The sequence below is a fragment of the Acidovorax sp. 1608163 genome (assembly GCF_003669015.1).
Taxonomy (GTDB): Bacteria; Pseudomonadota; Gammaproteobacteria; order Burkholderiales; family Burkholderiaceae_C; genus Acidovorax.
The window spans coordinates 3905213-3925557 of record NZ_CP033069.1 but is presented as its reverse complement, the minus strand read 5'-3'; the positions used below and the strand labels follow the sequence as shown (position 1 = coordinate 3925557).

The 20345-nt window shown below is 61.9% G+C and carries 20 protein-coding genes; 10 read left to right on the top strand and 10 right to left on the bottom strand.

Going from position 1 to position 20345, the window contains the following annotated elements; genetic code table 11:
• Positions 1–2 precede the first annotated feature (2 nt).
• The 10 genes from EAG14_RS17455 to EAG14_RS17425 all read right to left on the bottom strand — a co-directional run bounded on the left by EAG14_RS17455 (position 3) and on the right by EAG14_RS17425 (position 13780).
• A complete protein-coding gene (locus EAG14_RS17455; RefSeq protein ID WP_121729634.1) occupies positions 3–563 on the bottom strand; it encodes a penicillin-binding protein activator LpoB in 561 nt (186 codons plus the stop codon).
• Positions 564–594: 31 nt separating this feature from the next.
• Positions 595–4530 carry a tetratricopeptide repeat protein gene (locus EAG14_RS17450; protein ID WP_205603422.1) on the bottom strand — a complete coding sequence of 1312 codons (3936 nt, stop codon included), beginning with the start codon at positions 4528–4530 and terminating at the stop codon, positions 595–597.
• Positions 4490–5167 (bottom strand): hypothetical protein, encoded by a 678-nt coding sequence (locus EAG14_RS23435; protein ID WP_240456826.1) that lies wholly within the window; start codon positions 5165–5167, stop codon positions 4490–4492. Before EAG14_RS23435 ends, EAG14_RS17450 begins: the two co-directional genes overlap by 41 nt.
• Complete coding sequence (locus EAG14_RS23430) at positions 5149–6021, bottom strand: polysaccharide deacetylase family protein (RefSeq protein ID WP_240456825.1); 873 nt, start codon at positions 6019–6021, stop codon at positions 5149–5151. The genes EAG14_RS23435 and EAG14_RS23430 overlap by 19 nt, the downstream gene beginning before the upstream one ends.
• A 35-nt stretch (positions 6022–6056) precedes the next feature.
• Positions 6057–7334, bottom strand: coding sequence for an endo alpha-1,4 polygalactosaminidase (locus tag EAG14_RS23425; protein ID WP_240456824.1), 1278 nt, complete (start codon positions 7332–7334; stop codon positions 6057–6059).
• Positions 7335–7781: 447 nt separating this feature from the next.
• Positions 7782–7988, bottom strand: a complete 207-nt coding sequence (locus EAG14_RS23420; protein ID WP_240456823.1) for a hypothetical protein — start codon at positions 7986–7988, stop codon at positions 7782–7784.
• 14 nt (positions 7989–8002) lie between these two features.
• Positions 8003–8863 carry a multidrug transporter gene (locus tag EAG14_RS17440; RefSeq protein WP_240456822.1) on the bottom strand — a complete coding sequence of 287 codons (861 nt, stop codon included), beginning with the start codon at positions 8861–8863 and terminating at the stop codon, positions 8003–8005.
• Entirely contained in the window at positions 8860–11037 is a 2178-nt protein-coding gene (locus EAG14_RS17435; protein WP_240456821.1) for a TolC family protein, read from the bottom strand. Before EAG14_RS17435 ends, EAG14_RS17440 begins: the two co-directional genes overlap by 4 nt.
• A 1-nt stretch (position 11038) precedes the next feature.
• Entirely contained in the window at positions 11039–12364 is a 1326-nt protein-coding gene (locus EAG14_RS17430; protein ID WP_121729633.1) for a glycosyltransferase, read from the bottom strand.
• A gap of 3 nt (positions 12365–12367) precedes the next feature.
• Positions 12368–13780, bottom strand: coding sequence for a diguanylate cyclase domain-containing protein (locus tag EAG14_RS17425; RefSeq protein WP_240456820.1), 1413 nt, complete (start codon positions 13778–13780; stop codon positions 12368–12370).
• Between the two features lie 177 nt (positions 13781–13957).
• On the opposite strand from EAG14_RS17425, the gene galE reads away from it, so the two are divergent.
• The 10 genes from galE to tatC all read left to right on the top strand — a co-directional run bounded on the left by galE (position 13958) and on the right by tatC (position 20333).
• Positions 13958–14971 (top strand): UDP-glucose 4-epimerase GalE, encoded by a 1014-nt coding sequence (gene galE / locus EAG14_RS17420; RefSeq protein WP_121729631.1) that lies wholly within the window; start codon positions 13958–13960, stop codon positions 14969–14971.
• Between the two features lie 127 nt (positions 14972–15098).
• A complete protein-coding gene (hisF, locus tag EAG14_RS17415) occupies positions 15099–15899 on the top strand; it encodes an imidazole glycerol phosphate synthase subunit HisF (protein WP_099658028.1) in 801 nt (266 codons plus the stop codon).
• 122 nt (positions 15900–16021) lie between these two features.
• Positions 16022–16411: a phosphoribosyl-AMP cyclohydrolase gene (gene hisI, locus EAG14_RS17410; RefSeq protein ID WP_099658029.1), complete on the top strand. Its 390-nt coding sequence runs from the start codon at positions 16022–16024 to the stop codon at positions 16409–16411.
• A 4-nt stretch (positions 16412–16415) separates the two neighbouring features.
• Complete coding sequence (locus EAG14_RS17405) at positions 16416–16811, top strand: phosphoribosyl-ATP diphosphatase (protein ID WP_099743173.1); 396 nt, start codon at positions 16416–16418, stop codon at positions 16809–16811.
• Positions 16812–16816: 5 nt separating this feature from the next.
• A complete protein-coding gene (locus EAG14_RS17400; protein WP_099658031.1) occupies positions 16817–17203 on the top strand; it encodes a hypothetical protein in 387 nt (128 codons plus the stop codon).
• Positions 17196–18239 carry a patatin-like phospholipase family protein gene (locus EAG14_RS17395; RefSeq protein ID WP_099658032.1) on the top strand — a complete coding sequence of 348 codons (1044 nt, stop codon included), beginning with the start codon at positions 17196–17198 and terminating at the stop codon, positions 18237–18239. The genes EAG14_RS17400 and EAG14_RS17395 overlap by 8 nt, the downstream gene beginning before the upstream one ends.
• Before the next feature lie 69 nt (positions 18240–18308).
• Positions 18309–18665, top strand: a complete 357-nt coding sequence (locus EAG14_RS17390; protein ID WP_121729630.1) for a histidine triad nucleotide-binding protein — start codon at positions 18309–18311, stop codon at positions 18663–18665.
• Between the two features lie 77 nt (positions 18666–18742).
• A complete protein-coding gene (gene tatA / locus EAG14_RS17385; protein ID WP_099658034.1) occupies positions 18743–18988 on the top strand; it encodes a Sec-independent protein translocase subunit TatA in 246 nt (81 codons plus the stop codon).
• Positions 18989–19011: 23 nt separating this feature from the next.
• Positions 19012–19473, top strand: a complete 462-nt coding sequence (gene tatB / locus EAG14_RS17380) for a Sec-independent protein translocase protein TatB (protein ID WP_099658035.1) — start codon at positions 19012–19014, stop codon at positions 19471–19473.
• Positions 19474–19526: 53 nt separating this feature from the next.
• Entirely contained in the window at positions 19527–20333 is an 807-nt protein-coding gene (gene tatC, locus EAG14_RS17375) for a twin-arginine translocase subunit TatC (RefSeq protein WP_099658036.1), read from the top strand.
• Positions 20334–20345: the final 12 nt, after the last annotated feature.

The following is a 20345-nucleotide window of genomic DNA, read 5'->3' as shown; positions in this document are numbered from 1 at the left end:
GTTTAACGTGTGCCGGACAAACCGGCATTCAATAGTTCACGGATCAGTTTTTGGGCGACGGCCGACAGCGCTTCTCGGCTCCAGCCCGACTTGCCGCCTGCACCACTCCACAGGATCTCTCCGCTTTGCACATCGATGATGTGCAAGGTGAGGCCTGCCGCAGGCTCACCGTCTACGCCCACCTTGTAGCGCCACTCGTCCACCGCGCCGCCCAAGGCGTAGCGCACCCCTTGCTCTTTGGCCCAGGCCAGCGCTTGTTCCTGGCGCTTGGTGTCCGCTGCGTCAAACAATGCCTCGGCCTGGGCGCTGCTGGTGTAGCGCTTGATGCGTCCCACGCCACGGGCGTGCAGCAAGGCTTCGGCAACGCTTTCAGCGCGGCTGCCGGCCATGGGGGTTTCAGTGTGGTTGGCAAAAGGCAGCACGGTCCAGTCGGCATTGGCCTGCAGGGCAGGTGCCTTGCCGCGGTCTACCGTGGAGCAGGCGACCAGGGCGGTCAACAGCAGCGCAACGGCCATGACTTTCAGTGGGCGAAGAACGTGGCGAGGGCGGGATGGGCGTGTCATGGGGTTTGCCTTTCGGTGAAGTCTTCAATGCTCAGAAATGTTTGCGGTAGCGCAGCTGGATCTCTCGGGTCAGGCCTTGGGTGAGGGTGCCCCCTTTGCCCAGGCTCCAGCCCAGGTTGAGGTGATCGGCCCCCCAGACACTGCCAGACAGCCCCAGGCGCAGGTTGTAGCCGGGGCCTTGGCGGCTGTGCCAAGTCCTGGCCACGCTGCCATAGGGCTGCAGTGCGCGGGTGTAGTCGCGCTCAAAGCGCGTGTTGGTCGAGATCTGCAGGCCGTAGTAGCTGAAGTTCTCCGGCAGGAAGTAGGTGTCGCTCACGCGGCGCACTTCGGGCGGAAGGTACTGCAAAAAGGCCAGGTCCTGGCCAGCCAGCTCTCCGGGGTCACGCCGGTCATACGAATGCTGGGACCAGAACGCGCCCATCTCCAGGCTAGGGGCCTCGACCCGGTATGAGTGCATGTACGTTAGGGCCGAGTGGCTGCCGGAGCCCAGCGCTCCCCCGGTCTGTAGCTTGTAGCGCTCGCGCCAGTGCTCCATGGTGAACTGGTCGATGCGCGATGCTTGGTAGCGCAGGCTGATGCCTGCACGGTCCTTCATCCCGGCCATGCGCATGACGGTGCTTTCTTGCGTGGGCAATTGCAAGCCCAGGTCCATGCGCAGTGTCAGTCGGTTGTCTATGCGCCATTCCTGCTCAATTTGCACGGGCGTGTAGCTGGCCAGGCTTTCGCGCCGTGCCAGGTGCAAGGTGGTGGTGGAGTCGTGGTCCTGCCAGCGCAGGTCCACCTTCACTCCGCGTTCTTGCGAGGGATGGCTGAGCTGGCTTGAAAGCCCCACGGTGCGCTCGATGCGGGTGAGGCTCAGGTCCATGGACAGGCGGGGGCTCAGGGCCATGTGCCACTGCGCGGTGGCTTCTGTTTCGTCCAGATCACCCAACTTCCGCAACTCCAACTGTGGCCCTGCATGGTCGCTGAAAGCCAGCAGGTTCTCTGTCAGCTGCAGGTGCAGGGGGTTGTCGTCGGGCTGGTCTTGCTGTGTTTCAAAGGCCACGGTTTGGGCTTGGCGCAAGTCCTGGATGGCCACTGCTGCGTTGATGCGGTCGTAGCGAGGCAGCCGTTCGCCAAAGGTCTCCAGCAAAGCCCCTGTCGTGGCCTTGTCTTGTTCTGCCAGGGCGACCGTGATGTCGGCCCACAGCGGCCGGTTGGCGCGCAGGCTCTGGCTGCGTGCGTACTGCTGCCACAAAAGTCCGCGCTCTGCCGCGTACTGGCCTGCATCTTGCAGCCAGCCTATGGCAGTCTCTGCCGCCGCGTTGGACAGGTTGCCCTGGGCATCGCGGTCCAGCCGCAGCAATTCGCGCAGCGTATCGAATGCCGGGTCGCCGGGCTTTTGCTGTAGCAGCAGCCGTGCACGGGCGAGGCGGCGAGTGGCCTCCAACCCCTCTTCGGTCAGCCAGCGCTCACGCGCTTGCGCCCGGGTCATGGCCTGGCCTTGGTGGGCCTGCGCCCACTCGGCAGACAGCAAGTGCTTGCGCATGCGCCATGACTTGTCTGTCTCCTGGTTCTGGTCCAGCGCATCGGCGTAATTCATCAGCCACAGGAAGTCGCCTTGGCGCTCTGCTAGCTGTGGCTTGAAATAGCGTGCCAGGGCCACGGCAGGCAATGACAGTGCTTGGTAGGCCGAACCCAGGGCATCGTGCATCTCCTTGTCCTGGCTCCAATCGGGTTCATGGGTGGCCAGCAGCTTGCGCAAGGACACGTTGTCGTTGCTGTCGATGAGCAGCCACACGATGGCTTGGCGCATTTCGGCTGAATCTGGGGCGAGTCGCAAACCAGCCTCCAGCATCTGTCCCGCGCGAGGAATGTTGCCCGTATTTTGGTAGTACGTCCCCGCCAGGCGAAGGAATTGGGGTTCGCGCCACAGGGGGGCGCTGGCGTGGTGGCTGGCCTCTTTGGCGGGGTCCAGTTTGTCCAGAAGGCGTTTCACATCGCTCCACTGGCTGCGCCCCACATAAGTGGTCATGGCCAGGATCAGGTGGCGTGCTTTGTCGAAGCGGTCCCAGGCTTGTACGGCCACTTCGGCGGCTTGCAGTGGGTGGTCGGTTTGCAGCAGCCGGATGGCTGCGTCGTAGTCCGCAATGGCCGCATCTGGCCTGGCCAGCAGTTGGCGGTAGGCATCCAAGGCCACGGCGTCGCGCTGTTGCCGTTCTGCAAGCAGCCCTGTCATGCGCCAAAAGTCTGTGGCTTCAGGGGTGTCTGGCTTCAGGGTGGCGCGCGCGTTTTCCAGCCACTCCATGGCGAGGCTGGGCTTTCCGCGCACCACAGCCAGGGTTGCGGCGCGCAAGGCGCGCTCAGGGGTCAGTTGGGCGGGGTCGCGCAGCAGCTGCGCCCAGGTGTTCAGCGCCAAATCCATTTGCCCCGATCGCGTGGCGAGGTCTGCCAGCAATTCCAGGTTGGCAGGCGTGGGCGGTTGGTGTGTCAAAAAGTCAATGGCTGGCTGGGGAGTGCCCACCCGCTCATAGGCCATGACCAGTTCCTGCGTCAGTTTGGTGTTGTGTGGCGCACGGCGTAATTCATAGCGCAGCCCCTCGATCAAAGCGGTGTCGTCAAACAGGCCCGGTGCGAGCCGCAAGACGGCTTGCCACGCGGCATCTTTTTGCGTTGTTCGGGCAATGACCAGCCAGTTCTCCAGTGCTACGTCACTGCGCTGTGTCCACTCTGCTACCTGCGCAAGCCTTTCACGCCACTGTAAATCTGAAGGCGACTGCTGCACGGCAGACCGGGCGACCAACCAAGCGTCTTCGAGGTTGCGGTTTTCCAGAAACACCTGGTAGCCCAGGCTGTAGATCTGGTTGTCAAAGGGCAGGCCAGGTCCTGCCTTGGCTGCTGTCTGTCCTTGGCCTTGGGCAGTGGTCCATCGTTGCATGCCCATGTGGGTGGGGCGGTTGAGCAGGCGAGTGTCCAGCAAATAGGCACGATCTTCGTAGCGGGGCTGCAGGTCGCTTTGTCGGTCCATGGGGAAGCCCTCGGCATGGGACGCGGGCACAAGCGCTGGGCTCGCGGGATGCGTCGTCGAGGGGGCATCGGCCAGCACCGTGTTACCTGCTTGCCACTGCAACAGCAAAGCCAGGTGGAGCAGTCGCTTGACGTATTGCTCTGCCACAGCGGGTTTGCCTGCCGCGCGTGCCAATTCGACCAAGGTCCGCAGGACCACAGGATCGGAGTCCAGACCTGCCACTTCTTGCTGTGCCAAGGCCAGAGCCTCCGCAGGCTTGCCAGAGGCCTGCATGGCCGCCACCGCACTCAGGTACAGCGCCTTGGCCTGTTCTGGGCTGGTCGTTGCATGCCTGGCCTTCATGTAAAGGCTGGCGGCCTGTGGGTGTGCGGATACCGCCAGGGCTTCACGGGCTGCTCGCACGTAAAGTGGCACGGCTTTTTCTGCAGAGTCTGCTGCGTCTCCCAGCCTGCGATAGAGCTGAATGCCCAGCAGCCGGTCGCCCAGTTGGAAGGCGTTTTCCGCCAGCGCTGGAAGTACATCTGCAGGGACCTCATCGGCCGTCAGCTCGTGCAATTGCGCTATCAGTTCGGTGCGCCGTTCGTTGCGTGCCTCGGCGTCTGCCTGGGGTAGAGCGTGGAAGCCGTCCATGGCATCGCTCCAGCGGGTCCAGGCGGTGGGCTTGCGATTGGCGAGAGCTTCTTCTCGTTTCTTGCGCTCTTCTTCCACCGCAACGCGCTGGGCCATCAGTTGCTGCAACTGCACGTTGGTGGGGTCGCTGCGCAGCAGGTTCTTCAGGTACGCCAGAGACAGGCTGGAGTCGCGGCTGGACGATACCAAGCGCCTTTCCAGGTCTTGGCGGGGGTACATCAGCCACAGTGCGCCACTGACCAACACCGCCAGCAAGGCGGTGATCCAGTAGCTGGCCAGGACGGGGCGCTCAGCGACCGGCGCAGAGTATTTGGATTTGCGCGGCAGCATCAGGAAGGCGGTAGGTGCGCAGGTCGGGGCGCTCTTTTTCAGAGGATTTGGTCGCAGCCAAGGTTTGGCCGTTGGCACTCACCTTGCAAGTGGGCACCATGCCCGAAAGTGTGAATTGAAGCGGCATGTAGCCTTGCAGGCTGAAGTCGGTGCGCAGGCCCTGCTGTTTGCGTTCCCATTGGGTCACGCGTGCGTTGGCATCGTGCAGCCAGATGCGGGTTTCTGAGGTGGATCCGCTTGGCCCCAAGGCTGAGGCGGGGTTGGCGACCCATGCCTGTGCTCCGGTCAAATGCACGTAGCTGCCTTCCACGCCTTCACTCACGCCAGCAACGCCTTCGCTGGCTGACAGGTGCGCCACCATGGCTGCCGCTGCGATGGGGAACCGCAAGGTGCGCAGATGGCCTGCACCGCGCACGCGCCAGCCTTCGCCCTCTATTGCAATGGCGTAGGTGTGAAAGTCTTGAACCTTGCGGATGAACTCGGATGTGAATACCGGGTGCAGAGGCTGGTTCAGGGCCCAGTTGTAGACCTTGCGCAAGGCCTGCAGTCCTGCCACTTTCGAGGCTGAATACGTGTGGTAGTAAATGCCCACGGGCTTGATACGCCTGGGGGTGTCCGTCAGTTCAAACGTCTCCAAAACCCGTTCATATCCATAAAAGGGCCCTCTCCACAGATTGGTGAAGATGTTCTCGTTGGCGATGGGGCATACACCTGAAGGTAGTTGCCCTTGGTGATTCCGTGGGGCCGCACAGCGGTCAGCGAGGGGTTGCTGCGAGAGATGAAGGTGTCTCCCCCGTTGATGTTGAGCAGCCCTGCGTCGTAGGTGGCTTTCAATGCGGCTTCGTTAGGGGCGGTATCTCCCGTCCATTGAAAAACGCGCACGGGCTTGCCTGCGGGCGCGAGGTTTTTGCGGATGTAGTCGGTCGAGCCTTGGGTTTCCCTGAGCATGTCCACTTGGTAGTTGGGGATGTTCAGGTGGTACTCGACTTCGTTGCTGTCGGAAAAAATGCCGTGCTTGACATCGGTGTCCCAAAGGTATGGGTGCGAAAAACTGTGGCTGGCAATCTCCACATGCGGCAGCTTGAACATCTTGCGAGCAATGTCCTCTAGTTGCCCGCTTAGCTCAGGGTGCAATCCATGAGGTGCGATCTCGCCTTCGATCACAGACACGGTTTGCGGAATGCGGTATTTCTCCAGTATTTCCTTCAGCAGCACTAGCGCTGCCACTGGCGCTCCGGGCATCTCTGCGCGTGAAGGAAATCCATCGCCGTCAATATGGGCCAAGAGCAGCCTGCGTCCGCTTTCGGTGGTGATGTCGGGCACAGGCATAAAGGGCAGCCTCAGTGCTTTTTGCAGAAATTCAAAAGGGTCCACGACCCAGCGGGTTTGCTCGGTGCCAGGCAGTTCGTTGTACACGTAAGGGTCCAGCACAAAACCACCCCAAGGCATGAGCGCGGCGGCGACGAAACGCTGGCCCTTTTGATCTTTCATTTCAACCAGTGGGATGGCCTGGGCGGCTTGGGGTCCTACCAGGCGGGCTGGAGCGGAGTCCTTTTCCACAGGGGGGATGCCGCCTCTAGCCCCATCATGGGGTGCTGCTTTTGTGATTGCAAAGGAGGATAGATGCTGAGGCTGGTGCCCTGTATGCCAAACATGTCTGCCCAAGACTTGTCAGGGGCGAGACCAAAGTCACCGACGATGGCCAATGGCATACCCTGGTTTTTGAGCGTTTGAAGCCATGTGCTGAATTCGCGCCGCAGTGCGCTGGGCATGTATCCGTTGAATGCGGTGACGACACCCACGTAGCGGTCTCGGTAAATGTCTTTCGGAAGTGGCTGTCGCACATCCGCATAGTCCACCACATACCCCATATGGTTCAGTGGCATCTGCAGGAACCGATGGGCGCTGGTGTAGTTGACGGCAGGGGCTTCGGCTCCGTTGTAGAGGATCAGGATGCGCCGAGGTACCAGCTCGACGGCGCCGATACCCACTGTGTCCAAGCGACTGTCGCTGACCCACGGTGTGAACCCATCCGCCTGAATGCGCTTGGCGGTTTCGCGTGCCAACGCTCTATCGTTTGGTGGAACGTAATCGATCGCCAGCACGGGAATGCCGTCACGGGTCTGGATCGTGCGCAGTTGCGTCAGCAGCCACTGCCTGTCGGCGTCAGGCACCTCTTCATATCGGTTGGCTCCTGCATTCCAGCTGCGGTAGAGGGACTCTGCGGCCACCATTTCGATCTTGTCTTTGACCCGGGGCACGATGTCAAAGCCCCGGTTCATGATGAGTCGGATGCCAGGAAAGCGCTCGTGCAGCGTCTGGATGACGCGGACCAGGCCCGCTTGCTGTGCGGCTTCATCAAAATGGCTGGCAAGACGGTAAGAGTCCATCGTGTCCAGAAAGAAGCCGCGGTATCCGCGCTGCCACAGCGGCGCAATCACGCGGTCCGCAAAGAAGGAGGGCCATGGCGCGGGCGTCTGGTCCAGGACGACAGAGTTCCAATGGCCATTGCGTGCCAGTTGCCAAACGGCCGGGATGTCTTTGAAATAACTGCGGCTGGGTTGAACCTCGGCCACCGAGGTGTAGGCGTAAAGCTCGCTTCCCTTGGCGCGCTGTGCGATGGGGTCATAGCCGTGGTCTGGCTCCACCACGACGATGTCAAACACCTTCAAGTCTTCCAGGGGCGCATTGTGGCCATAGTGCAGTGCAATGGCGGGCCGGGTCTTGGCCGAAGCCTCGTCAGCCACCCACAGGGAGGCCAGACTCAGCGTCAATAGAAGGAAGCCGCGCAGTGACCAGATCATGGTGTGTGGTGGTAGCGGAGTGCTGTACATGGTGCAGGACCGACCATCACTTGGCAATGCCCGACAGCATTCGCATGCCCATGCTGCTCAATGGGTGTAACAAAAGGTTTTGATTTTAGGACGCTAGATGCGTATCAAGAAAATCCTCAATAAATAAAGGGGCATGGTGGATGTGTGTACGCACTAATGTGGCTATCTCGGTGCACCCGAGATCGTTGTGGAGACGCGTTGGAGCTTTGGGAAAGTTACCCGGTCAGCGCGGCCTTTGTTCTTGAGGTGTTGACCATTGTTCGCAATCCGTGCATGACCGGTGTGGGTGTACAGCCACACACCGGTGCAAGGGGCTTTCGGTTCTTGCTTCACCTTCACTCGCCCAGGCGAATGAAGTGCGCGTGCGATAGCGAGATTTGCTGAACCGGGACTAGACGCGGATGCTTCTTTGGGCTGTTACCACCATCCGCCCCAAACCCAGTCGAACCGCACATCCAATGGCAGGTAGTGAATGCGGTAGCCGGGTGGCAGATCGGCCTGCGGTTTGAGGCGCACCACGATCGACGGCATGCGGGGTGTGAGGGGCGAGACGCGCTCAGCAGGCGTACGTTCTGCCTCTGCAACCACGTCCAGTACCTCGGCGCGCAGGCTGCGGCCATCCATGAAGTGCAGGGTGGCTAGTCTGCCCGGTTGGGCATAGCGTGCTTGTCCGGGGGGCAGGTAGGCGTGTACCAGGGGGATTTGGCTGTGCCCTGCACCACGGCCACATCGGCACCTGCTTCTACGTGTTCCCCGGAACGAACCAGCTGTCGCACTACGATTGCGTCAAAGGGGGCCTTCAACGTCGGCGTTCTGGTGGGTTGGGTCTTGTCGGATCTGGAGGACGTGGCGGTAGTTGGCGTTGGGATGAGTGTGGCCACACGTGCCTGCGCGAGCAGGCTTCGAGATTCACTGGCCGCAGCGCGGGCCCTGCTGGCTTCTGCTTGTGTTTGCAGCACCACGGCCTGGGCATTGTCGACTTCGTTGCGCGTCGCAGCACCCTCTGCACGAAGGGCTTGCAAGGCTTTCAGTTTTTCCTGTTGAAGCGCCAGTTGCTGCAGCGTGAGACGTTGGGTCTCCTCCTGCATGGACAAACGGATGGCCAGGGGTTGGTTGGGCGCGAATGGCTCCGCGATGGGCTGCACAGGGGGTTGGGGGTTGGCGGGTGTTGCCACGTCTGGTAATGCCGATGGTTCCTGCTCCAAGTCCATCAAAGCCTGGCCAGCGCGCAGCCGTTCGCCAACGTCAGCAATCCGTGCAACTTGACCGGCCACAGGCGCCCGAACGACCACTTGTTCGGTCACGACCAATCCGGGCGTTGTCTCCCACCAGTACGACACGGCAAACCGTCCCATAAGGTAGGCGGGAGGTGTGAGCACCATGGCCAGCAGAAGGTACCAGCGCCAACGTGGCACCTGGCGTTTGGAGGCAGCGTAGCGCACGGACAGGCCATTGCTCTCCTGTGGAGAGCTGGGAGGAACATCAAACTGTATTTTCAAGGGCGTGCCTCTTTAAATTCTTCCCACGACTGCACGACGATGCCGCCAAAGCCTGGCTCTGGAGACAAGGCCTGTGCCAGTTCCTTCCAGCGTTGCAAGGCGGTGGCTTTGCCCGCTGGATAGCTACTCTCTTGTGGCGACAAAGTGCGCTCCACGCTTTGGGCGATGGACCAGCGCAGCCCGTCAGGGCTTTGCAGGCTTTGAAGTGGCAGCAGGCCCTTCACAATTTCAACCACTCGGGCCGGGTTGCTGACGTAGACCATGGCGGTCAGTTCGGTCGCACCTGCGGCGTGCACCTTTTGTGCGAAGTCTGGAGATTCCAGCTCACGGTAGTGGGTTGTGAGTCCCAGGGGCCAAGGCGCCACGGCGTGCGTAGCGCGCAGGGTTTCCACCACCAGGTCGCCCCATTGCGGTTGATCGGCCTCGGGCAGTTGGCTGCGTTCCAGGTCCAGTTGCAGGGCATGGAAAGGCAGGTCGCGAATGCGCGCCAACTGGTCCAGAAGGTTTTGCCTGTGTGAAGGAAGCACCCAGAGGGGCTCGCCTAGCAGCAGCTCAACGGTCAGCCCCCTGTGCTGGGCGTGGGTGATGAATTGGCTAAGTTGCCTACGGCCCGCAGGCTGCTCCAGCCCTGTGAGCTGTTTGGCGGTGAAGGACAGCAGAACGCGGCGGCTTTCGGGCGGGAGTGTTCGCAGTTGCTCTGGACGCTGGAGCATGGCCTGCCCATCCCACACGTACCAGCCTAGACTTGAATCGGAGGTGCCTTCGGTGCTTCGCAGCGTGCGTTGTGGGGCTGTTGTTGCCGTGTCTGGCGGGGCATTGGCGACCTGGGGTGATAGCGCAAGCAAGGTAGGCGCTAGCGCTGCCGTCAACTTGTCTTGGGGGTTGACGCCAGGATGGCTGCACCCGCTGCTAGACCACGCGGCCAGCGCTAACTCGGCCACCTCGCGGCGCTCCTGTGCGTCGACCACTTGCAGGGCGACCTGCATGAGCGCGTAGCGGGCAGTGAGCAGGCGCGCGTAGCCGTCACCATCGTCCAAGCGCTCATGCCGCAGCATGGCCACACGCAAGGTTTCGGTGGCGGCGCTCAGCTGTTTCATCGGTGCAGCCGCTTCGGCTTGACTCAGGTGCCACTGGCCCAGGGCTTGTTCCAGGCCCTCCAGAAATTCGCCTCGTCGCAGTTCCAACAGGCTTTCTGCGCGGTGGCGCTCGCTTTGTATTTGTCCTAGTGTGGCGTCACGTTGCCCGCGCCAGTCCAGTGGTATGGAGATGTCGATACCCACGGTGGTGTTGTGTCCTGGGGGGCCACCCAGGTCCTTGCTAATGCCTTGGGCCACAGACACACCCGCCGCAATGCCTTCTTTGCGCAAGTGGCCTGCAATTTGGTCTGCGGCCTCAAGCTCGAGGCGTGCCAGCAGCACGGTGGGGTGTTCATCGGCTTGCGCCCGCAGTGTCTCAGGGTGGTGGCACACGTCGGGCCACGTCAGGGGGGCCGCTTGAACGGCTTGAACCATGCGCCCGGTCAGCCGCGACAGTTCACGCAGCGTTGCCTCTTGTGCTGCGCGTTGGGCCCGGAGCGTGGCCTCCGCTGCGTCAAAGGTGGCCATCAGCCCCAAGCGTTCCGCCTCCAGCATCCAACCGGCTTGAGTGCGGCGTTGTAGCAGGCCCTGTGTGGTGGAGCGTCCTGCCATAAAGGCCTCGACAAGCGCAATGCGCTGCCCGCTGCGCAGGTGGCGCACATAGGCGCGGCGTACCGCTTGCACGGCTTCGTTTTGGGTTTGCTGCAGGCGCACCTGCCTTGCCGTGGTCGCTTGTTCCGCTTCGCTTACGTTGCGCAGTTGGGCTTCACGGCTGCCCAGCAGGGGCCACCGCACGCCGAGCTGCATCTGTGCCCGCTGGTAGCTGCGGCTGGTGGTGTCGGTCACGGCCTCGCGTGCATTGCCCAGGCTGGCCCCACCAAACAGGCGACCACCTTGGCTGGCTTTGGCAGCTTCTGCGCGATGTGCTGCCAGGTCCTTTTCTGCCAACGCAACGCGCACAGCGGGGGCTGCGGATTGGGCCCAGGTTTCAAGATCGGACAACGGTACTGCGTTGGCCCATGCCGTGGAGGCTTGCAGCCCCAGCCAAAAGGCCACGACAAAGGGTGTGCGGGCCCAAAAATCCTTGCGTTTCAACATGTCAGAACTTGGTTTTGCGCAGCACCCACCATGGTGCCATCGAGGAGTCGAGGTGCGAATTCAGGAAAAGCTCCTGCAGGATGGAGAAGGCGCAGTGGATGCGGTTGACAAAAGCGAACAACGGCACCAAAGGCAGAAAGCGCAGGTAGTCCAGATCCTCTACAGGTCGTTCAGAGACGGCAATCACGTAGAGCATGAAATAAAAAAGAATGGCGCACAGATAGACCAAGTAGATAAATGCCAGAACGCCCAGCACCGCCCCGATGGGCAGGGTGAAGAGCATCACCCCGGTGTAGGCAACGATCAGAAAAGGCATCAGCACTTGCATGACCAGCCCGTTGATGGCCACAAACAAAAAATTGCGCCAACCCAGCAGCCTGGGCCTGAGGTTGAAGCGGAACTTGCGGATGAACAGGTAGAACATGTCCCCGTCCCAACGCAAGCGCTGGCGAAAAAAAATGCGCCAGGTGTCGGGTGCATCGGTGTGCCCTACGGCATGTGGGTCAAACACGATGCGCAGCCCGGGGTGTCTGCCAAAGTACTGTTTGATCCGCGTGGTCATGTCCAGGTCTTCGGCCGACCCCGCATCCCAACCGCCCAGGTTGCGGATGAACCCGGTGCGGAATACGCCAAAGGCGCCCGAGATGTTGTTGACGATGTTGAACTCGGACAGGCCGGTTTTGCCAGCACCGATCGACAGGATGTATTCCAGCGCCTGCAGCCGGGTCACCAGCGTTTTCTTGGCGTTGCGCACACGCAGGTTGCCTGCCACGCCCACCACCCCGGGGTCGTCAAAGTGACGCGTTGCATTGCGCACCATGTCGTTGTCGAATGACGTGTCGCCATCCAGCGCCATGACGATTTCGCCCGTGGCGATGGAAAGCCCTGCATTGAGGGACGATACCCGTCCCCCGCGTTGCCACTTGGGCAGCACCACCAGCGCCCGCTTGGCTTGCCCTGCCAAAAGCCCGCGGGCATTGCGCGCGGCCAGCAAGGTGGGGCGGTTCTGAATGGCGCCGTCAATGACGGCAATGATCTCGATGTGTCCCGGGTACAGCTGCTGCGCCAGCGACTGAATGGTCTTGCGCACATCATCGCCTTCCGAATAGCAGGTCACTACGCACGACACCCGTGGGTAGCGTTCTCGTTGCCGTTCGGGGCGGTGCCTGCGCAGGCCGTAGCGCACCATGCCGGCGGTCACCAGCAAAAAGAAGGGTGCCTCCAGGAGGACGACGAAGGGAAAGAACTTCCAGGCCAGTTCCAGCCAGTTTTGCTGGGTGGAGCTGGCAAACAGCGTGACGAAGGCAAAAACTATCTGATCCCACATGGGTCAATCCGCGTTCTGAAGGCGCCCCATGAGTTGTACCGCGGTATCGTGGTTTTGCAGATCGTGAGGGATCTGCAGGTGGCGAATGCGCACGCGCAGAGCCGCTTCCCCATGCTGGCTGGACTGCTCTTGCAGCACCTTCTGCAGTCGCGCTGTCAGGCCTTCGGGGTGAGAGAACGGCAGCATCAACCACAAGCGTTCTTCTTGGGTGCGCGTGGTCAGGTCCGAGGTGCGCAGCAACTCGTGCAGACGGCGTGCAAACTCGTCCAGCATGAGGAAGACGCGCGCAGCCCCTTGTTTTTCGATGACTTCGGCCGCGTTCTGGAATTCCACGAGCATGAGCGCGAAGTGCATTTCCTTGTGGCGGGCGTGGGTGGCCAAAGCCCAGTCCAGCAGACGGCGGAAGTACGCCGGCTCCACATAGTTGGCGGTGTCCAGGGCTGCGAACGACTCACGGATTTGCCCCGCTCTGAGGGCGGCGCGCCCGTGGGCGCTGAGCCTGAGCGAGGAGATCTCGCGCACGTCCAGCGCATTGGGTTCGGTGGTGTTGCGGCAGTCCAGGCACCGTGCCACCACGCTGGTCTCGACAAAAACATGGTGGCAGCTGCCGCAAGCGTATTGGGTGAGTGGTCGGTCGTAGTCCACGCCAATGTGGCGCAGTGCTGTGCTGCATTTTGGGCAGCTCAAGCCACCGTCGTCGTGAAAATCATTTTCTGGCGCCACATGGCCGCAGGTAAAGCAGTGCAGCGAAGGGGCTTTGTTGATTTGGATGCTGGAGCAATGGGGGCACACATCCAGGTAGTGGATGTGGGCGCTGCCACAGGCTCTGCAGTGGCGTGTGCGGTCGATTAGTTCGGCAGGCTCCAGCAGGCGCCGCCGCGACAGCGTGGCCAAACAAGCCGCCACGTCGTCTCCCTCGTGGGCCAAGGCTTCCACCAAGGGGTAGCGATACAACTGTGCGCTGTTGCGGTCACACAAGGGGGTCAGCTCTGCGCCGTCGCGCAGGTACATGAAGTACAGCACACGTTCATCAAAATGCAGGCCAGAGGGGTCCAGCTTGAGGCTTCTGCGCGCTGCAAGGGCCCGCTCTCCTGCCGCAATGGCCTCGCTCAGTGAGCCTGTAGCATCTGCCCACGTCGGCTGGGGCTCAGTGCTTTCCGATACCCAGATCGGGCGATCCCACCATGGGCTGTGCCGTATGGATTCGCACAGGGTGGCCACGTCCGGCCCGGTCCAGCCGTCAAGGTAAAAGCCCAACGGGGCAAAGCCCGAAGCTACAAACGCGGGCCACGACGCAAAGGCCATCGCATCACGCTCACGAGGAAGCAGGCTGCCGGAAGGGCGCAGCACCACGGTGCTTTCAAGTGCAGAAGGGGGTGGGTTTTGCAAGGAAGAGATGCCCGGGGATGGGTTCATGTTCATGGGGTATGCACCATTGTGTAGTGCTGGACATGGGCAATTGTTAACAATGGTGATCAAGCGCGCACAAGGTAGCAGCGCCTTGGCCGCTGCGGCGTCTATGGCGCGGCCAGTATAGTGACGGGCCTGGAGCGGAGTCGTCCGTTCTATCCACATCCTTAGGAGCGCAACAGCGTGATTCTTGTAACCGGCGGGGCAGGCTTTATTGGCTCTCACACCTGCGTCGCTTTGGCGAATGCAGGCATTCCATTCGTGGTGCTCGACAACCTATGCAACAGCCGCCGCTCGGTGTTGGAGCGTGTCGAGCGCATCACCGGCGTGCCTGTGCCTTTCATCGAAGGTGACATTCGCGATGCCGCTCTGCTGCAGCGCGTGTTTGCCGAGCATGCGGTGGACGCGGTCATCCACTTTGCGGCGCTCAAGTCTGTGGGGGAGTCCGTGCGCGAGCCGCTGCGTTACTACGACAACAATGTGGCGGGCACCGTGGCCTTGCTCGGCGCCATGCGGGCGGCGAATGTGCGCACGCTGGTGTTTTCCTCGTCGGCCACGGTGTATGGCGACCCGGCTTCTGTGCCCATCCGCGAGGGCTTTCCGCTGTCTGCCACCAACCCCTATGGCTGGAGCAAGCTGATGATGGAGCAGGTGCTGGCCGATGTGGATGCGGCCGAGCCGGGGCAATGGCGCATTGCGCGCCTGCGGTATTTCAACCCGGTGGGTGCCCATGCCAGCGGGTTGATCGGAGAGGACCCGCAAGACATTCCCAACAACCTGCTGCCCTATGTGGCCCAGGTGGCCGTGGGCTTGCGCGAGGCGCTGAGTGTGTATGGCGGCGACTACCCCACGCCCGATGGCACCGGGGTGCGTGACTACATCCATGTGTGCGATCTGGCCGATGGGCATGTGGCGGCGTTGCGCTACTTGCGCGAACATCCAGGCTTGCTCACGGTGAATTTGGGCACGGGCCGGCCTGTGTCGGTGCTGGACATGGTGCAGGCATTTGAGCGGGCCAGCGGCCGCCCCGTGCCCTACCGCATCGTGGACCGCCGCCCTGGCGATGTGGCGCAGTGCTGGGCCGACCCGGCCCTGGCCCAGCAGCTGCTGGGCTGGTCTGCACAACTGGGCTTGGACCAGATGTGCGAAGACGCGTGGCGCTGGCAAAGTGGCGTGGCCGCGAGTTTGCAGCGCTGAAGCGGCTGTGCGGGCTGTGCGCCGTGGTATCTTGCGCGACTGCGCAGGGGCTGGCGCCTTCGCCCAATGGGGCGCTCCCTCTGGTAGCCCATTTCTTTTTTGATTCTCTTTCTAATCTTCCCGCGCCATGCTTGCCAAACGCATCATTCCCTGCCTTGACGTGACCGGAGGCCGTGTGGTCAAAGGTGTCAATTTTGTTGAACTGCGCGATGCAGGCGACCCGGTGGAGATTGCCGCGCGCTACAACGCCCAGGGCGCCGATGAGCTGACCTTCCTGGACATCACCGCCACCAGCGATGGCCGTGACTTGATCCTGCACATCATCGAAGCGGTGGCCAGCCAGGTGTTCATCCCGCTCACGGTGGGTGGCGGTGTGCGCACGGTGGAAGACGTGCGCCGCCTGCTCAATGCGGGCGCGGACAAGACCAGCTTCAACTCTGCCGCCATCGCCAACCCCGAGGTCATCAACGCCGTGTCGGCCAAATACGGTGCCCAATGCATTGTGGTGGCCATCGATGCCAAGCGCCGGTCTGAGGAAGATGCCTTGCGCCTGGGGGCCAACGGCCAGCCGGTGGGCCCCGGCTGGGATGTGTACAGCCATGGCGGCCGCAAGAACACTGGGCTGGATGCCTTGGCCTGGGCCAAGGAAATGGCCCAGCGGGGCGCTGGAGAAATCTTGCTGACCAGCATGGACCGCGATGGCACCAAGTCGGGCTTTGACTTGGCCCTGACCCGCGCGGTGAGCGACGCAGTGACCGTGCCCGTGATCGCATCGGGCGGCGTGGGCAACCTGGACCATCTGGCCGACGGGGTACAGCAAGGTGGTGCTGATGCGGTGCTGGCCGCAAGCATCTTCCACTACGGTGAGTACACCGTGGGCCAGGCCAAGCAGCGCATGGCCGAGCGGGGCATTCCCGTGCGGCTGTGAGTCGATTGTTTGCTATTAAATAGATAGCTGCTTGCGCTTGATTGATAAGCGCTTGCAGCCCAAATGACTTAAATTTTGGGTGTGCAGTCAGGCGTGCAATCCAAATCACCGACAATCCGCCCATGAACTGGCTCAATGAAGTGAAATGGGATGCGCAGGGCCTGGTGCCCGTGATTGCGCAAGAGCAGGGTACGGGCGACGTGCTGATGTTTGCCTGGATGAACCGCGAAGCGCTGGCCAAAACGGCCGAGCTGGGCCGGGCCGTGTACTTCAGCCGCTCGCGCAAAAAGCTGTGGTTCAAGGGCGAAGAGTCTGGCCACGTGCAAACGGTGCACGAAATTCGCCTCGACTGCGACAACGACGTGGTGCTGCTCAAAGTCACCCAGCAGGGGCACGAACCTGGCATTGCCTGCCACACGGGCCGCCACAGCTGTTTCTTCAGCGTGCTCAAGGACGGGGCCTGGAAGCCGGTCGATCCGGTCTTGAAAGATCCCGAATCCATCTACAAATAAGCCCATGAGTTCCAACGATTCCCCAGCCCTGTCTTCGCAAGACGCCCTGGCACGCCTTGCCGCCGTGATCGAAAGCCGCAAGCCTGCCCTCGGTGGCGACCCGGAAAAGAGCTACGTCTCGCGCCTGCTGCACAAGGGGCCTGATGCGTTCCTCAAGAAAATTGGCGAAGAGGCCACCGAAGTGGTGATGGCCGCCAAGGATGTGGACCATGGCGCTGACAAGTCCAAGATCGTTTACGAAGTGGCCGACCTCTGGTTTCACTCCATGATTGCGCTGGCCCACTACGGCCTGACGCCGGCCGACGTGATCACCGAGCTGGTCCGCCGTGAAGGCACCAGCGGCATCGAAGAAAAAGCCCTGCGCAAAGTGGCGGCCAGGGCGGCAGACGAGAAAGGTTGAATCCCATGGCCGATGACTTCACCGACGTGCAACCCAAGGACCAGCAAGCCGAAGACCTCAAAGCCATTGGCTGGGTCAGTTACCTGCTGCACCTGATTGTGGCGGTGGGTGCGGTCATGCCGGGGGCTCAGCCCGGCGCTGTGCTGCTGGTGGTGGCATTGGTGATTGATCTGGTCAAAAAGAGCGATGCCGAAGGCACTTGGCAGGCCAGCCATTTCTCCTGGCGCATTCGCACGGTGGTGTGGGCCGGGGTGTTGTATGTGCTGACGGCACCGCTGTGGATTTTGGTGATTCCGGGCTGGATTGCCTGGGGGCTCATTTCCCTGTGGTTCCTGTATCGCATCGTGCGTGGCATGGTGGCGATGAACAAGAGCCAGGCCCTGGATGCCTGAGGGCGGCAAACCCCTGGTACGGCTGAACCTCGCCTTGCAAGGCGGTGGTTCGCACGGCGCCTTGACCTGGGGCGTGCTTGACGCCCTGCTGGAGGATGGTCGGTGGGCGTTGGAAGGCATCAGTGGCACCAGCGCCGGGGCCATGAATGCCGTGGCCGTGGCTCATGGGTTTGCGCAGGCGGCCCACCAGCACAAGGACCCTGTGGAGGCCCATGCCGCCGGTTGCACCCTGGCGCGCGAGACGTTGACCCGCCTGTGGGAGGGCGTGGGCACCCTGGGCAGCCTGATGTGGGGGGCGCCCCTGGCGGCCGCCAACCCCTTGCTGGGCATGATGACGCAATGGCTGTCGCCCTACCAGACCAACCCGCTCGACATCAACCCGCTGCGCTTGCTGCTGGAGCGCGAGGTGGACTTTGACTTGTTGTGCAAAGCGCGGGGCGCTGCGGCCCTCGCCACACCCAAGGTGTTTGTGTGCGCCACCAATGTGCGCACCGGGCGCGGCGAGATCTTCTCTGGCCCACGGCTCAGTGCCGATGCGGTCATGGCGTCGGCTTGTCTGCCCTTGCTTTTCAAGGCTGTGGAGATCGACGGGGAGCGCTATTGGGACGGGGGCTATTCAGGCAACCCTGCGCTGCACCCCCTGATCTACCAGACCGAGACCTCCGACATCCTGCTGGTGCAGATCAATCCCATCGAGCACCGTGCGCTGCCCGATACGGTGCCCGAGATCATGGAGCGCATGAACGAAGTCACCTTCAATGCCAGCCTGCTGGCTGAGCTGCGGGCCATCGAGTTTGTGCGCCGTTTGCTGGCCGAGGGCAAGCTGGACGCCCGCCGCTACAAGAGCGTGCGCATGCACCGCATTGATGGCGGTGCCGTGCTGGAACCCTACGGGGCTGACAGCAAAACCCGTGCGGACCTGCCCTTTGTGCGCAAGCTGTTTGCCCTGGGGCGCGAGCAGGGGCAGCAATGGCTGGCCGACCATCGCCAGTCCGTGGGCCTGCGCCCGACCATCCAGATCGCAGACAATGCCTGACGGCGTTGCACCGCCCGCTGCAAAGCGGCGCCCCGCGCAGGCACTGACTCCCATTTTTCACAGCCCACCATGCACGATCCCAACTGCCTTTTTTGCAAAATCATTGCAGGCCAGATTCCTTCCCGCAAAGTCTATGAAGACGAAGAAATCTTCGCCTTTCACGACATCCATCCCTGGGCGCCGGTGCACTTTTTGATGGTGCCCAAGGCGCATATCCCTTCGATGGCGCAGGTTACCGCCGAGCACGCAGGCCTGCTGGGGCGCATGATGGCTCTGGCACCCCAATTGGCCCAGGAGCAGGGCTGCAACCCTTATCCAGAGGGCGGCTTTCGCATTGTGACCAACACGGGGCTTGAAGGTGGGCAGGAAATCCACCATCTGCACATCCATGTGATGGGTGGTCCGCGCCCTTGGCTCAAGGGCTGAAGTGTTTTGGCGCGGCCCCTTCACGCTGGGGCCACATCGCGCGTCTAAAATGATTGCAATTCGTTAGGAGAAATTCCATGGGTTCCTTTTCCATCTGGCACTGGCTGATCGTGCTGCTGATCGTCGTCATGGTCTTCGGCACCAAGAAACTCAAGAACATGGGCTCCGATCTGGGCGGCGCCGTCAAGGGCTTCAAGGACGGCATGAAGGACGGCGCGGGCGACAGCTCCGCTGCGTCTGCAGCGCCTGCCCCGGGCCAGGTGGCCAATAGCCAGGCCGCCGACAAGACCACCATCGACGTAGAAGCCAAGCAAAAGAGCTGATCGCCTGAGGGAACGCTGACTCCATGATCGATATTGGCCTGTCCAAAATGGCGCTGATCGGCGCGGTGGCGTTGATCGTCATCGGCCCCGAAAAGCTGCCCCGTGTCGCCCGCACCGTGGGCACTTTGCTGGGCAAGGCGCAGCGCTATGTGGCCGATGTGAAGTCGGAGGTCAATCGCTCCATGGAGCTTGATGAGCTGCGCAAGATGAAGGACACGGTGGAGGGCGCTGCGCGCGATGTGCAGCAGTCCATCCAGACCAGCGCCAGCGAGTTCGAGAAGGACTGGGCGCAAGCCACCAGCTTGGCGGGCGAGGGGTATGACACCGCTTCTGCTGTGGTGCCGGCCTACAAGCACCCGGGCAAGAACTGGCGCGTCAAAAAAGGCGCCACACCGCAGTGGTACAAAGCCCGCAGTGGTGTGCGCACCAAAGCCTTGTCGGGTGCCGCACGCGTGGCGCGCTACCGTCCCAAAAAGATCCATTGACGCTGCGCTTTCGCGCGCGTTTCGGGCTGCCTTGACGCCCTAGAAAACCCAACATGTCAGACACCCCATCCCAAGAAGACGAGCTTGCTGGCACCGAGCAGCCTTTTGTGCAGCACCTGATGGAGCTGCGCGATCGCTTGGTCAAAGCCATCATTGCGATTGCCGTGGCTGCGGCTTTCCTGTTCTTCTTCCCGGGCCCCGGGCCGCTGTATGACTTCCTGGCGGCGCCGTTGGTGGCGCATTTGCCCAAGGGGGCCACGCTGATCGCCACTTCGGTGATCTCCCCCTTCATGGTGCCGCTCAAGATTTTGTTGATGGCGGCTTTCCTGCTCGCCTTGCCTTTTGTGTTGTGGCAGGTGTGGGCGTTTGTGGCGCCGGGCCTGTATTCGCACGAGAAGAAGCTGGTGCTGCCACTGGTGGTGTCCAGCACGCTGCTGTTCTTCATTGGCGTCGCGTTTTGCTACTTCTTCGTGTTTGGGCAGGTGTTTGCGTTCATCCAGAGCTTTGCGCCTAAAAGCATCACGGCCGCACCAGACATTGAGGCCTACCTGAGCTTTGTGCTGTCGATGTTTCTGGCCTTCGGGCTGGCGTTTGAAGTGCCCATTGCAGTGGTCGTGCTGGCCCGCATGGGTGTGGTGAGTGTGGAAAAGCTCAAGAGCTTTCGCGGCTATTTCGTCGTGGGGGCGTTCGTCGTCGCGGCGGTGGTCACCCCGCCCGATGTGGTGTCGCAACTGGCACTGGCGGTGCCCATGTGCATTCTTTACGAGATCGGCATCTGGGCTGCGCAGGTGTTCATCAAGCACACCAAGGCGCCTGAGAGCGCGGACGATCAGGCGGCATCCTCTTCTTCGTCCTCTTGAGAAGCGTACGAA

Excerpts from the sequence above, each read along its gene's own strand:
- EAG14_RS23420 (WP_240456823.1), bottom strand. The coding sequence starts at position 7,988 with ATGGATGGCCGCAGCCTGCGCGCCGAGGTACTGGACGTGGTTGCAGAG.
- tatB (WP_099658035.1), top strand. The coding sequence starts at position 19,012 with ATGATCGATATTGGCCTGTCCAAAATGGCGCTGATCGGCGCGGTGGCG.
- hisI (WP_099658029.1), top strand. The coding sequence starts at position 16,022 with ATGAACTGGCTCAATGAAGTGAAATGGGATGCGCAGGGCCTGGTGCCC.
- EAG14_RS17455 (WP_121729634.1), bottom strand. The coding sequence starts at position 563 with ATGACACGCCCATCCCGCCCTCGCCACGTTCTTCGCCCACTGAAAGTC.
- EAG14_RS17435 (WP_240456821.1), bottom strand. The coding sequence starts at position 11,037 with ATGTTGAAACGCAAGGATTTTTGGGCCCGCACACCCTTTGTCGTGGCC.
- EAG14_RS17425 (WP_240456820.1), bottom strand. The coding sequence starts at position 13,780 with ATGAACCCATCCCCGGGCATCTCTTCCTTGCAAAACCCACCCCCTTCT.
- EAG14_RS17450 (WP_205603422.1), bottom strand. The coding sequence starts at position 4,530 with ATGCTGCCGCGCAAATCCAAATACTCTGCGCCGGTCGCTGAGCGCCCC.
- EAG14_RS17390 (WP_121729630.1), top strand. The coding sequence starts at position 18,309 with ATGCACGATCCCAACTGCCTTTTTTGCAAAATCATTGCAGGCCAGATT.
- EAG14_RS17395 (WP_099658032.1), top strand. The coding sequence starts at position 17,196 with ATGCCTGAGGGCGGCAAACCCCTGGTACGGCTGAACCTCGCCTTGCAA.
- EAG14_RS23425 (WP_240456824.1), bottom strand. The coding sequence starts at position 7,334 with ATGATCTGGTCACTGCGCGGCTTCCTTCTATTGACGCTGAGTCTGGCC.
- tatC (WP_099658036.1), top strand. The coding sequence starts at position 19,527 with ATGTCAGACACCCCATCCCAAGAAGACGAGCTTGCTGGCACCGAGCAG.
- tatA (WP_099658034.1), top strand. The coding sequence starts at position 18,743 with ATGGGTTCCTTTTCCATCTGGCACTGGCTGATCGTGCTGCTGATCGTC.
- EAG14_RS23430 (WP_240456825.1), bottom strand. The coding sequence starts at position 6,021 with ATGAAAGATCAAAAGGGCCAGCGTTTCGTCGCCGCCGCGCTCATGCCT.
- EAG14_RS17400 (WP_099658031.1), top strand. The coding sequence starts at position 16,817 with ATGGCCGATGACTTCACCGACGTGCAACCCAAGGACCAGCAAGCCGAA.
- EAG14_RS17430 (WP_121729633.1), bottom strand. The coding sequence starts at position 12,364 with ATGTGGGATCAGATAGTTTTTGCCTTCGTCACGCTGTTTGCCAGCTCC.
- hisF (WP_099658028.1), top strand. The coding sequence starts at position 15,099 with ATGCTTGCCAAACGCATCATTCCCTGCCTTGACGTGACCGGAGGCCGT.
- EAG14_RS17405 (WP_099743173.1), top strand. The coding sequence starts at position 16,416 with ATGAGTTCCAACGATTCCCCAGCCCTGTCTTCGCAAGACGCCCTGGCA.